Genomic DNA, 11,468 nt, shown 5'->3' with positions numbered 1-11,468 from the left:
GCTAGTCGGTGCACAATGTCGGTGCAATGGAAACAATTCTCTCGGTGCAATGTGGGGATGCGTGGACGACTACCGCCTGATCGCCGACCGGGTCGCCGACGACATCGCCGCGCGCCGCCTGCGCGCGGGGGAGCAGCTGCCGCCGCAGCGCCGGTTCGCCCGCCAGCACGGCATCGCCGCGTCGACGGCCGCGCGGGTGTACGGCGAGCTGGTGCGCAGGGGCCTCGCGGTGGGTGAGGTGGGCCGGGGCACGTTCGTGCGTTCCTCGGACGTCGCGCCGGAGCCGGCCCTGTCCGAACCGGCGAGGGCGCGGGTCGACCTGGAGCTGAACTTCCCGGTGCTGCCGGACCAGGCGGAGCTGCTGTCGTCGAGCCTGGCGCGGCTGCTGCGCCCGGACGTGCTCGCGGAGACCCTGCGTCCGTCCACTGTCGACGGCACCCCGCGGGCCCGTGCGGTGGCCGCGCGGCTGCTGGCCCGCACCGGCTGGATTCCCGAGCCGGACCGGATCCAGTTCGCCGGCAACGGAAGGCAGGCCATCGCCGCCGCGGTCGCCGCGCTGGTGCCGGTCGGTGGCCGCCTCGGCGTGGAGGCCATGACTTACCCGGTGGTGAAGGCGGTGGCCGCCAGGCTGGGTGTCACGCTCGTCCCGCTGGCGATGGACGAGCAGGGCCTGCTGCCCTCGGCGGTGCGCGAGGCGTCGGTCCGCGCGGTCTACGTCCAGCCGACACTGCACAACCCGCTGGGCATCACGATGCCGGACGAGCGCCGCACCGCGCTGGCGGAGGTGCTGACCACGCGCGACCTCCCGGCGATCGAGGACGGCATCTACAACTTCCTGCGCGACGACCGGCCGCCACTCGCCGCCCTCGCCCCGGACCACGTGACCCTCGTCGACAGCATGTCGAAGCGGATCGCGCCGGGACTCACGCTCGGCTACCTGGTCCCGCCAGCCGCGACCGCCGACGCGCTGGCGGGCGCGATCCGCTCGGGTGGCTGGGCGGCAACGGGGTTCGCCCTGGAAGCGGCCACCCAGTGCGTCGCGGACGGTACGGCCGAGACCATCGTGGCGGCCAAACGCGCCGACGCCGCCGCCCGGCAGCGCCTGGTCGCGCAGCGGCTGGCGGACTTCGCCGTCCACGCCGACCCCGGGGCGTTCCACTGCTGGTGGGAGCTACCGGAGCCGTGGCGAGCGGAGACGTTCGTCGCCGCCGCCGCACGGCTCGGCATCGCGGTCACCCCCGCGGCCGCGTTCGCGGTCGGCCAGGGTCGCGCCCCGAACGCGGTCCGCCTCGCGCTGTCCGCGCCACCCCCCGGCGTACTGGCGTCCACTCTGGACACGCTGGCGAAGCTGGCCCGCACGCGCCCGGAGGACGCCACCCTTGACTAGCCCGCCTCCCCGGGATCGAAGGACCAAAGCACTGTCAGGACGGTGCCGGTGCGGTCGTCGAGGGCACGGTGCCGGGGTCGATCAGAACCAGTTCGATGTCCCACTGGCCCTCGCACTCGGCGCGCCGTACGAGTGCCTGTCCCGCGGCGTAGGCGCCGGAGGTGAAGAAGACTTCCGCCTCGAAGCCCTCGTTGTCCATTCCGGCCGGTCGGTAGCCGGCGGCGGTTACCGCGTCCTGGATCAGCACCGTGACCTCGTCGATGGGCTTAGCCGTCACCGCCTGGACCGTCACGTGGCCATCCGTGCTGACGACGTCGGTCACCGTGCCGACCCCGTCGAACGACAGCCCGTCGGGCATGAGCGCGGTCACGGAAGGGGGAGCGGGACTCGGTTCCGCGCATGCGGCGGCGTCGCCGGACCCGTTCGAGCACCCGGTGATGACGAGCAGCGACGCCCCTGCCACGCACAGTGCGAGTCCACGTACGACCATGGGCGCAACTGTAGGCAGGCACCGGGAAAACAGGGAAATCTAGGCCGTTCGGAGGCAGTCGAACAGGACTTTGCGGGTGTTACCGTGACGCCGGGGCACGGCCCACCAGATCCAGGAGGAAACGCGTGGCAATGCGCAGAAAAAGACCTGTTCCCATCGTGGCCGCGGCACTCACGGTACTTCTGGGCGCCGGTGCCGCCTCCGTCCCCGAACCCGCGAGTGATGCCGTGGCGGCCCCGGAGGGCCAGGCGACCGCCAACCCGCTCGGCGCGGAGGAGTGGATGTACCTCCAGCGCGCCAACCCGGACGGCTCCATCCCGGACGCCGCCGTCGCCGAGGCGATCGCGCAGTCCGGCCGGATGGGCACGACGGCCATGGGGTCGCCGAGCACCGACCAGGTGTGGGCCGAACTGGGCCCCGGCAACATCGGCGGGCGCATCCGCGACGTCGCCGCCGACCCCACCACCAGGAACGTCGTCTACATCGCCACCGGCACCGGCGGCCTGTGGCGCAGTGCCGACGCGGGCGCGACCTTCGACACCGCGTGGGACGACCAGCTGCCGCAGTCGATGGGCGCGGTCGCCGTCGACTCGAAGGGCGTGGTCTGGGCAGGCACCGGCGAACCCGACCACGGCGGTGGCTCCGCCTACTACGGCAAGGGCGTCTACAAGTCGGGCGACAGCGGCGCGACGTGGACCAACATGGGTCTGCGCAGCGGCGACACGATCGGCCAGATCGTCATCGACCCGCGGGACGACGACCGGGTGTTCGTCGCCGTCATGGGTGCACTGCACGACACCGAGCCGACCCGTGGTCTGTTCATGACCGAGAACGGCGGCCGGACCTGGAGCCGTGTCATCGTCCCGGGCAGCTCCTCCACCGGCGCGATCGACGTCTCGATCAACAAGACCAACCCGGACATCATGCTCGCCACCACGTGGGACAAGATCCGGGACGAGAAGTCACGCATCTACGGCAAGAACTCGTACCTCTACCGCTCCACCGACGGTGGCCGCACGTGGACCAACATCCACGAAGCGCCCCTCCCGCAGAGCGTCGACATCGAGGGCCAGCCGGTCACCTCGACCTACGTCGGCCGCATGGGCGTCGACTTCAGCGACAGTGACCCCAACCGCGCCTACCTCATCTCCAGCACGGCGGGCGGCAACTTCAACGGTCTGTTCACCAGCACCGACGCGGGCGCGACCTGGGCACCGGTCGGCCCAACCAGCGGCGGCACGCTGCAGAGCATCAGCGGCGGGTTCGCCTGGTGGTTCGGCCGCGTCTACGTCGACCCGGTGGACCCGATGCACGTGTTCGTCGCCGGGGTGAGCCTCGCGGAGAGCCGTGACGGCGGTCTCACCTGGGTGACCTCGCGGACCCCGCACGCCGACCAGCACGGCCTCGAGTGGGACCCGTTCACGCCGGGCAAGGTGTACCTCGGCAACGACGGCGGCTTCTACTGGTCGGACGAGAACGGCGCCGCACGCGGCCTGTGGGCCAAGACGCCGCACCTGCCGGTGACGCAGTTCTACGCGATGGACGTGTCGGTCCAGGACGGCGCTCGGGTCAACGCGGGCTCCCAGGACAACGGTTCGCTGAAGTCGTGGGCGGGCGACAACACCGTCAACGGTGACTGGTTCGGCTTCGTCGGCGGCGACGGGATGATGAACCGGATCGACCCGACGAACGACCGGAAGTACTACGGCTGCTCGCAGAACGGCGGCTGCCGCGGTTTCGTCGACGGTGTCGGCTTCAGCATGACCATCCCCGGCGCCCGCAAGAACTGGGTGGCCCCGCTCGAGTTCGGCGCCGACCCCAGGTTCCTGTTCGGCGGCAGCGAGTACGTGAGCCGGATCAACACCGATCCCGGCCAGCGCCAGTGGCAGCGGATCAGCCCGGACCTCACAGAGGGCACCGAGCCCCGCGCCCCCGGCTTCGGCACGGTGACCGCGATCGGCACGACCCCGGCCGACCCGAACCTGGTCTACGCGGGCACCGACAGCGGTCTGGTGTGGGTCAGCCGCAACGCGATGGCCGCGCCGGAGGACGTGACGTGGGAGAAGCTGCAGAGCCCGGTCTTCCCCGGCCGCTGGGTCACCCGCATCACCGTCGACCCGGACGACCCGAAGGTGGCGTGGGCGAGCTTCTCCGGCTGGCGTTCCGGTGACCCGTACCCGCACCTCGTCATGACCGGCGACGGTGGCCGGACCTGGAACGACATCACGGGCAAGCGCATCCCGCAGGCGCCGATCAACGACGTCATCCGTCACCCGGCGAAGAAGAACTGGCTCTTCATCGCCACCGACGTCGGTGTCTTCCGCACGACCAACCTCGGCAAGACGTGGATCAAGGTGGGTGCGAACCTGCCGCTGGTGCCGGTCAACGACATCGACCTGCCGGCCGGCAGCGACACGCTCTACGCCGCGACCTACGGGCGCAGCATCTGGACGACCTCGCTCGCCGACGCGCGCTGACGGGCGCACCACTGGCCCGGCACATTACCCGATCACCCCGACGGACCACCGCATGGTGGACCGTCGGGGTGATCGTGCTGTCCGTCCTGTTCCTGGCGCCGCTCGTCGTGATGGTGCTGGGGTCCCTGCAACGCCCGCTGCAGCCACCACCCAACGGGCTGGACCTGTGGCCCGATCCCGCCGAGTGGGGCAACTACGCGGTCGTGCCGAGGTTCATGCCGCTCGGCAGGCTGCTGCTGAACTCCGTGCTGCTGGTCGTGGTGGCGGTCCCGGTCACCGTCGTCGTCACCTCGATGGCCGGGTTCGCGATCGTCCACGCCCGAGGTGCGCTGCGCAGGTGGCTCCTCGGGGTCTCGGTGTTCATGCTGCTCGTGCCCGCGGCCGCGCTCTGGGTGCCGAGGGTGGTGCTGTTGCGCGGGCTCGGCCTCGCGGACACGCCGGTCACGGTGGCCCTGCTGGCACTCGCGGGCACGACACCGTTCTACGTGCTGCTGTTCGCGCTGGCGTACTCGCGCATCCCGGCGGCGCTGCTCGAGGCCGCCGCACTGGAGGGCCTGAGCCCGTTGGCCGTGTGGCGGCGGATCGCGCTGCCGCTGGTGCGGCCCGCCGCGGTCGCCGTCGCGGCACTGTCCGGGCTTTACTACTGGTCCACGTTCATGGATCCGCTGACCCTCGTGTCGTCGCCGGGCAACTGGCCGGTGGCACTGGGGCTGCGGAGTCTCAGCGAGATGGAGGCCGCGCTGTACCCGATCTACCTCGCCGCCGCGGTGTTGGTGACAGCGCCCGCGCTGCTCGCTTTCGCCGTCGCCCAACGGTCCTTCTTCTCTACTGTGGAGCGCTCATGAGACGCACCCTGCTCGCGATCCCGGTGCTCCTCGCGCTGAGTGCCTGTTCCGGCGGCGCCGGAGCGGACGGTGCCGAGGAGGGGAGCCCGACCGCGCCGATCACCGTGCAGGTCGGGGCCGACCCGGAGGAGGAGGCGGTCTACCGCAGCCTCGTGTCGGCGTACCGGGAGGCAGGCGGCGGCGAGGTCGACCTGGTCCCGGTGAGCCGTGACGACCACCTCACGCGCCTGTCCACCGCGTTCGCGTCCGGCGACGCGCCGGACGTCTTCCTGATCAACTACCGCCAGTACGCCCCGTTCGTGCAGCGCGGCGCCGTGCGGCCGATCGGGCCGCTGATCGAGGAGGCCGGGGTCGACATCGCGGACTACTACGAGGAGCCGTTGCGGGCGTTCACCTACGACGGTGCGCTGCAGTGCATGCCGCAGAACATCTCCTCGCTCGTCGTCTACTGGAACCGGGGGCTGTTCGCGCGGGCCGGGGTGCCCGCGCCGAAGGCGGACTGGAGCTGGGAGGAGTTCGCGGCGACCGCGAAGGCGCTGACCGGCGGTGGGGTCAAGGGCGTCGGCATCGACCCGTCGATCGTGCGCATGGCGCCGTTCGTCTGGAGCAACGGTGGCAGCATCGTCGACGACGAAGCGGCCCCGACCAGCACGACTCTCCACGAGCCCGGCGCCCGCGACGCGCTGCGGTCCGTCATCGACCTCATCGGCAGCGGCGCGACACCGGACAAGGAACAGCTCGCCGCGCAGGGACTGCCGGAGCAGTTCATGACGGGGAAGGTGGCGATGTTCCTCAGCTCGCGTGTCGAGGTGCCCGCACTGCGCGAGCAACGCGGCCTCGACTTCGACGTCGCCGGTCTGCCGGTCATGGGCGAGCCGGCGTCGGTGCTGCACTCCGACGCCTACTGCGTCGCGAGCGGATCCGGGAACAGCGCCGCCGCGGCGAAGTTCGTCTCTTACGCCGTAGGGCAGCAGGGGCAGACCCTCACCGCGCTCGGCGGCCGCACCGTCCCGTCGCTGCGGTCGGTCGCGACGTCGCCCGCGTTCCTCAGCCCGGCCCGCGCGCCCGCGTCCTCGCAGGTGTTCCTCGACGCCATCCCGCACCTTCGGCACACGCCGGTGACGCCGTCGTGGCCGGAGGTCGAGGACGTGATCGGCACCCAGCTGGAGCGCGCGTTCGAAGACGGTGTGCCGCTCGACGAGGTCCTCGCGGAGATCCGGGCACAGGCCGATCCGCTGCTGGGCCAGTGAACGGAGCGGACAGCCAGGCGCGGGGCGACCGCGCTCGGCGGCTGCGGACCTGCGAGGAGACGTCGTGAGTCTGGCGATCGAGGGCGCGCGGAAACACTTCCGTGCGCGCCGAGGGGCCGCCGTCGTGGCCCTCGACGGGGTCGACCTCGACGCGAAGGCCGGCGAGCTGCTCGTCATCGTCGGACCGTCCGGGTCGGGGAAGTCGACGTTGCTGCGTGCGATCGCCGGGCTGGAGCCACTCGACGCGGGTCGCGTCGTGATCGACGACCGGGACGTGACCGCCCTGCCTCCCGGGCGGCGGGACGTGGCGCTGGTGTTCCAGGAGGCCGCGCTGTTCCCGCACCTCGGGGTCGCCGCGAACATCGGGATCGGGGAGCGCGCACGGGGAGAACGGCGGCGTGACATCGAGGCCAGGGTCCGCGAGGTGGCGCGGGTCCTCGACATCGAGCCCCTGCTGACCCGGATGCCGAACGAGCTGAGCGGCGGGGAGCGGCAGCGGGTGGCGCTGGCGCGCGCCATGATCCGCTCGCCCCGCGTGTGCCTGCTCGACGAGCCGCTCGCGTCGGTCGACACAGAGCTGCGGCTGCGGATGCGCGGTGAGATCCGGGCGGTGCAGCGGTCGCTCGGCGTGCCGATGGTGCACGTCACCCACGACCAGGTCGAGGCGATGGCGATGGGCGACCGGGTCGCGGTCATGGCGCGGGGCCGGGTGCTCCAGTGCGACACCCCGGCGCAGGTGTACGCGCGGCCCGCGACGACGGCGGTGGCCCGGATCTTCGGTCCGCTGCCGATGAACCTGCTGCCGGTCGTCGACGGGGTGGTCACCGGGGTGCGGCCGGAGCGGGTGCGGCTGGGCCAGGAACCCGGCGGCCGCGCGGCGTCGGTCGTCGTGGTGGAGCCGGCGGGGGAGGAGTGCCTGGTCCGGGTGCTGCTCGACGGCACGGAAACCGAGCTGCTGGCGCGCCTGCCGTGGACCGCTGCCCCGCACGCCGGGGAGCGGGTGACCGTGGGCTGGGGAGCGGAGGACGAGCACCGCTTCGACGCCGCGACGGGGGAGCGCCGGTGAGGAGATGGCCGCTCGCGGCGCCCTACCTCGTGGGGTCCGCCCTCCTCGTCCTCGCCCCGCTGGCGCTGGCCGCCGCACTGGCGTTCACCGACTACTTCGGTTTCCAGGAACCGGAGTTCACCGGCTCCGACAACCTCGCCCGGCTGGCGGCGGACCGCGGTTTCTGGGACGCCGTCGGCGTCAGCGCGCTCATCGCCGTCGTCGTCGTGCCGCTCCGGCTGTTCCTCGCGGTGGGTGCCGCGTTGCTGCTGGCAAGGCGGCGGGGCGCGCGGACGGCGGTCGGCCGGGCCGCGGCGTACCTGCCGTCGGTCATCCCGGACGCCGCGTGGGCGCTGCTGTGGCTGTGGATCCTCAACCCGCTGTACGGGCCGCTGCCCGCGCTGCTGGGGGTGTTCGGCATCCCCGACCCGGGTTTCCTGACGACGCCGTGGGGAGCGCGGCTCGGGCTGGTGCTCGTCATGGCGTTCCAGGTGGGAGAGGCGTTCGTGGTCGCCCTGGCCGCGCGGCTCGCGATCCCGGCCCGCTTCCACGAGGCCGTCGAGGTCGAGGGCGGCACCCCGTGGTTCGCGATGACCAGGGTGACGTTGCCGCTGATGGTGCCCGTCGTGCTCGTCCTCGCGGTGCGGGACGTGGTCGTCGTGGTGCAGAACGCGTTCGTACCCGCGCTGCTCGTGACCGACGGCGGCCCGGCGAACGCGACCGTCACCGCGCCCCTGCTCATCTACCGCCGTGCCTTCGAGTACGGCGAACTCGGTTACGCGAGCACGTTGTCGGTGACCCTGCTCGTCCTCACCGGCATCGCGGCCGCGTTCCCGCTGTGGCTGGCGGCCCGGCTCGCCGCACACCAGCGCACCCGCGCCTGACCACCGGCCGCGCGCGTTATCGCCACCGGCCGACTACTGCCCGAGCAGCTCGCGTTCCTTCGCGGTGCGTTCGTCGTAGGCCGCGCGGGCGGCGGCGATCGCCGACTGGTGCTCCTCGGTCCACGTGACCAGTGCCTTGATCGTCTCGTGGAGGGTGCAGCCCATGTCGGTCAGCTCGTAGTCGACCCTGGGCGGCACCACCGGGTAGGCCCTGCGCTTCACCAGGCCGTCGCGCTCCAGCTGGCGCAGGGTCACCGTCAGCATGCGCTGGCTGATGCCGTCGATCTCCTTGCGCAGCTGCGAGAACCGCAGCGAGCGGCGTTCGAGCAGTGCGATCACCAGCAGCGACCACTTGTCGGCGATGCGGTCGAGGATCTGCCGCACCTCGCAGTCCGCGCGGGCGTGCCACTGCCAGACGTCGAAGTCATCGGTGCTCTCGCAGTAACCCGGTTCCTTTGAAGTGCCTTCTTCCACGGTTCCCAATGGTGACCGATGATGAGGTTCATTACAAGAGAGAACCGAGTTCTGTTAGGTAACCAAGGAGAGGTTGATGGAGAGGATGAGTGGCCGCGCGCGGGCCGTCCTGTTCGTGCTGTGCGGCTCGATCTTCCTGGAGGGCGTCGACGTCTCGATGCTGGGCATGGCGCTGCCGGCCATCCGGGCCGACCTGGGCATGTCGACCAGCGCGCTGCAGTGGGTGGTGTCGGCCTACGTGCTGGGCTACGGCGGGTTCATGCTGCTCGGCGGGCGTGCCGCCGACCTGCTCGGCCGCCGCCGCATGTTCGTGTTCTGGCTGGCGGTCTTCCTGGCCTTCTCCGGGCTGGGCGGGTTCGCGACGGAGGGCTGGGTGCTGATCGTGTCCCGGTTCGTCACCGGGCTCGCCGCCGGGTTCATGACACCGGCCGGGCTGTCGCTGATCACCACCAGCTTCCCGGAGGGACCGCTGCGCAACCGTGCGCTGCTCTGGTACGCGGGCACCGCGGCTGGCGGGTTCTCTCTCGGGCTCGTCGTCGGCGGCCTGCTCACCGCGCTCGGGTGGCGGTGGGTGTTCTTCGCGCCGGTGCTGCTGGCGGCCGTCATCCTCGCCCTGGCGATCCGGCTGGTGCCCCGCGACGTGCCGGTCGCCGGGCCGCGTCGGTTCGATGTCGCGGGTGCGCTCAGCCTGACCACCGGCATGGTCGTGCTGGTCTACACGGTGGTGCGGGTGCCCGAGGTGCCCGTGCTCGCCAGCGCGGTGACCGGTGCGCTGAGCGTGCTGCTGCTGACCACGTTCGTACTGGTCGAGCTGCGGTCGCCGGATCCGTTGGTGCGGCTGGGCATCCTGCGCCACACCGCGCTGGTCCGGGTGAACGTCGCGACCGTGCTGTTCGCGGGCGCCTTCGTCAGCTTCCAGTTCATCACCGTGCTCTACCTGCAGGAGGTGCGTGGCTGGTCGGCCATCGAGACCGGGCTGGCGCTGCTGGTGGTGGCGATCGACGCGGTGCTGGCACCCACGGTGACGCCGAAGCTCGTCGACCGGTGGGGCAACCCGCCGGTGATCGTCGCCGGGGTGGCCGTCGCCGTCGTCGGGTACGCGCTGTTCCTGTCGATCCCGGCGGACGCGGCGTACTGGACCGCCATGTTCCCGACGATGGTGTTGCTGGGCATCGCGTTCACCCTGGTCTACGGCCCGCTGACGATCGTCGCCACCGACGGTGTCGCCGACGCGGAACAAGGGCTCGCGAGCGGGCTGTGGAACACGTCGTTCCAGTTCGGTTCCGCGCTGGGGCTCGCGGTGGCGACGTCGCTGTCGGTCGGCACGCACGGTCTCGCCGGGCTCCACGACGCGTTCGTGGTGCCGGTGACCGCGGCGGCACTCGCGCTGGTCGTGGTGGTCACCGGGCTGCGCGAACGGCGGGCACCGGTGCCCGTGCCGGACTCACGACTGCCGGTGTGATCTTGTGGGGGCCCGGCAGCCGTAAGCTCGGCCGGGCCCCCATCGCCACACGGAACGGAGCCGGTTCCATGAGTCCCAAGCCGCCGACCAACGTCCGCGACGTCGACCTGGAGAAGCCGAACGCGGCACGGATGTACGACTACTACCTCGGCGGGTCGCACAACTTCGAGTCCGACCGCGGGCTCGCCACACAGGTGGAGCAGGTGGCGCCGTTCGTGAAGGACATCGCGCGGATCAACCGGGCGTGGCTGCGGCGGGTGGTGGACTTCCTGATGGCGCAGGGGGTCCGCCAGTTCCTGGACCTCGGCTCGGGCATCCCGACCGTCGGCAACGTCCACGAGCAGGCACAGCGGCACGACCCGGCCGCGCGTGTGGTGTACGTCGACTACGAGGCCGTCGCTGTGCACCACAGCTACGAGCTGCTGAAGGACAACGAGAACGCGACCGTGGTGTGGGCCGACGTCCGCAACCCGAGGACCGTGCTCGAGCACGAGGAGACGCGGCGGCTGATCGACTTCACGCAGCCGGTCGGGCTGCTGTGCGCCGGGCTGCTGCTGTTCATCGGGGACGAGTACGACCCGGAGGGGCTCGTCGCCGCCTACCGGGCCGCGTGCCCGGCCGGCAGCTACCTCGCGATCTCGACCATGAGCCAGGACGAGGCCGACCCCGAGACCCGCGAGCGGCTCGACGGTCTGCTGAAGCTGTACGAGATGGCCGACGAGCGGGTCTACCCGAGGGACAAGGAGACCATCGCGTCGTGGTTCGCGGGCACCGAGCTGGCCGACCCCGGTCTCGTGCTGCTGCACCAGTGGCGGCCGGACCTGTCCTCGGACGGCAGCCTGGCGTGGCCGAAGTTCGAGGAGTCACCGGCGCGGCTGCTCGGCTACGGCGCCGTCGGCCGCGTCGCGGGGTAGTCCACCGGGTTCCCTCAGGTTCGTCACACGATTCCCTCAGGTTCGCGGGCGACGATCTGGTGTGTCGGGATTCGGGGAAAGCCGGGGGAGGGGTGGCGCGGCGGGGAGTGTCGCGACTGGACGGGGGGCCTTCCAGCCGCAGCGCTCTCCGCCACGCTGCTGTCGCCGGACGTGCTCGGCGGCACGGGTTCCCCACACCATGAGGTTGCTACGTCTGGTCGGTTGACCAGTTGCAGAAGC

10 protein-coding genes are annotated in these 11,468 nt (G+C 71.5%); 8 read left to right on the top strand and 2 right to left on the bottom strand.

The window, feature by feature from the left end:
• Positions 1–61: 61 nt before the first annotated feature.
• A complete protein-coding gene (locus tag ACFPCV_RS02135) occupies positions 62–1,387 on the top strand; it encodes an aminotransferase-like domain-containing protein (protein WP_378053867.1) in 1,326 nt (441 codons plus the stop codon).
• 34 nt (positions 1,388–1,421) lie between these two features.
• Here ACFPCV_RS02135 and ACFPCV_RS02130 read toward each other — a convergent pair whose 3' ends face one another.
• A complete protein-coding gene (locus ACFPCV_RS02130) occupies positions 1,422–1,877 on the bottom strand; it encodes a hypothetical protein (protein ID WP_378053865.1) in 456 nt (151 codons plus the stop codon).
• Between the two features lie 131 nt (positions 1,878–2,008).
• Between ACFPCV_RS02130 and ACFPCV_RS02125 the strand changes: the two genes are divergently transcribed.
• The 5 genes from ACFPCV_RS02125 to ACFPCV_RS02105 all read left to right on the top strand — a co-directional run bounded on the left by ACFPCV_RS02125 (position 2,009) and on the right by ACFPCV_RS02105 (position 8,378).
• A complete protein-coding gene (locus tag ACFPCV_RS02125; RefSeq protein ID WP_378055005.1) occupies positions 2,009–4,354 on the top strand; it encodes a WD40/YVTN/BNR-like repeat-containing protein in 2,346 nt (781 codons plus the stop codon).
• Positions 4,355–4,422: 68 nt separating this feature from the next.
• The gene (locus ACFPCV_RS02120; RefSeq protein WP_378053863.1) at positions 4,423–5,199 is read left to right on the top strand and encodes a carbohydrate ABC transporter permease; all 777 of its coding nucleotides are present in this window, start codon (positions 4,423–4,425) and stop codon (positions 5,197–5,199) included.
• Positions 5,196–6,449 (top strand): ABC transporter substrate-binding protein, encoded by a 1,254-nt coding sequence (locus tag ACFPCV_RS02115; RefSeq protein ID WP_378053861.1) that lies wholly within the window; start codon positions 5,196–5,198, stop codon positions 6,447–6,449. The genes ACFPCV_RS02120 and ACFPCV_RS02115 overlap by 4 nt, the downstream gene beginning before the upstream one ends.
• A gap of 64 nt (positions 6,450–6,513) precedes the next feature.
• On the top strand, positions 6,514–7,515 hold the full coding sequence (locus ACFPCV_RS02110) for an ABC transporter ATP-binding protein (protein ID WP_378053859.1): 1,002 nt from the start codon (positions 6,514–6,516) through the stop codon (positions 7,513–7,515).
• Positions 7,512–8,378 carry a carbohydrate ABC transporter permease gene (locus ACFPCV_RS02105; RefSeq protein WP_378053857.1) on the top strand — a complete coding sequence of 289 codons (867 nt, stop codon included), beginning with the start codon at positions 7,512–7,514 and terminating at the stop codon, positions 8,376–8,378. The genes ACFPCV_RS02110 and ACFPCV_RS02105 overlap by 4 nt, the downstream gene beginning before the upstream one ends.
• Before the next feature lie 33 nt (positions 8,379–8,411).
• Here the strand turns inward: ACFPCV_RS02105 and ACFPCV_RS02100 are convergent, their stop codons facing one another.
• The gene (locus ACFPCV_RS02100) at positions 8,412–8,852 is read right to left on the bottom strand and encodes a winged helix-turn-helix transcriptional regulator (protein WP_378053855.1); all 441 of its coding nucleotides are present in this window, start codon (positions 8,850–8,852) and stop codon (positions 8,412–8,414) included.
• A gap of 76 nt (positions 8,853–8,928) precedes the next feature.
• On the opposite strand from ACFPCV_RS02100, the gene ACFPCV_RS02095 reads away from it, so the two are divergent.
• A complete protein-coding gene (locus ACFPCV_RS02095; RefSeq protein ID WP_378053853.1) occupies positions 8,929–10,314 on the top strand; it encodes an MFS transporter in 1,386 nt (461 codons plus the stop codon).
• A gap of 68 nt (positions 10,315–10,382) precedes the next feature.
• On the top strand, positions 10,383–11,228 hold the full coding sequence (locus tag ACFPCV_RS02090; RefSeq protein ID WP_378053851.1) for an SAM-dependent methyltransferase: 846 nt from the start codon (positions 10,383–10,385) through the stop codon (positions 11,226–11,228).
• The last annotated feature ends 240 nt before the right edge of the window (positions 11,229–11,468 follow it).

Origin of the sequence: Actinophytocola glycyrrhizae, from assembly GCF_042653545.1 — a bacterium.
Lineage (GTDB): Bacteria > Actinomycetota > Actinomycetes > Mycobacteriales > Pseudonocardiaceae > Actinophytocola > Actinophytocola glycyrrhizae.
This window is presented reverse-complemented; position numbering and strand designations above follow the sequence as displayed.

What these genes read in the sequence shown, in the direction of transcription:
- ACFPCV_RS02125 (WP_378055005.1), top strand. Translation starts at nt 2,009, where the DNA reads ATGCGCAGAAAAAGACCTGTTCCCATCGTGGCCGCGGCACTCACGGTA.
- ACFPCV_RS02115 (WP_378053861.1), top strand. Translation starts at nt 5,196, where the DNA reads ATGAGACGCACCCTGCTCGCGATCCCGGTGCTCCTCGCGCTGAGTGCC.
- ACFPCV_RS02130 (WP_378053865.1), bottom strand. Translation starts at nt 1,877, where the DNA reads ATGGTCGTACGTGGACTCGCACTGTGCGTGGCAGGGGCGTCGCTGCTC.
- ACFPCV_RS02090 (WP_378053851.1), top strand. Translation starts at nt 10,383, where the DNA reads ATGAGTCCCAAGCCGCCGACCAACGTCCGCGACGTCGACCTGGAGAAG.
- ACFPCV_RS02095 (WP_378053853.1), top strand. Translation starts at nt 8,929, where the DNA reads ATGGAGAGGATGAGTGGCCGCGCGCGGGCCGTCCTGTTCGTGCTGTGC.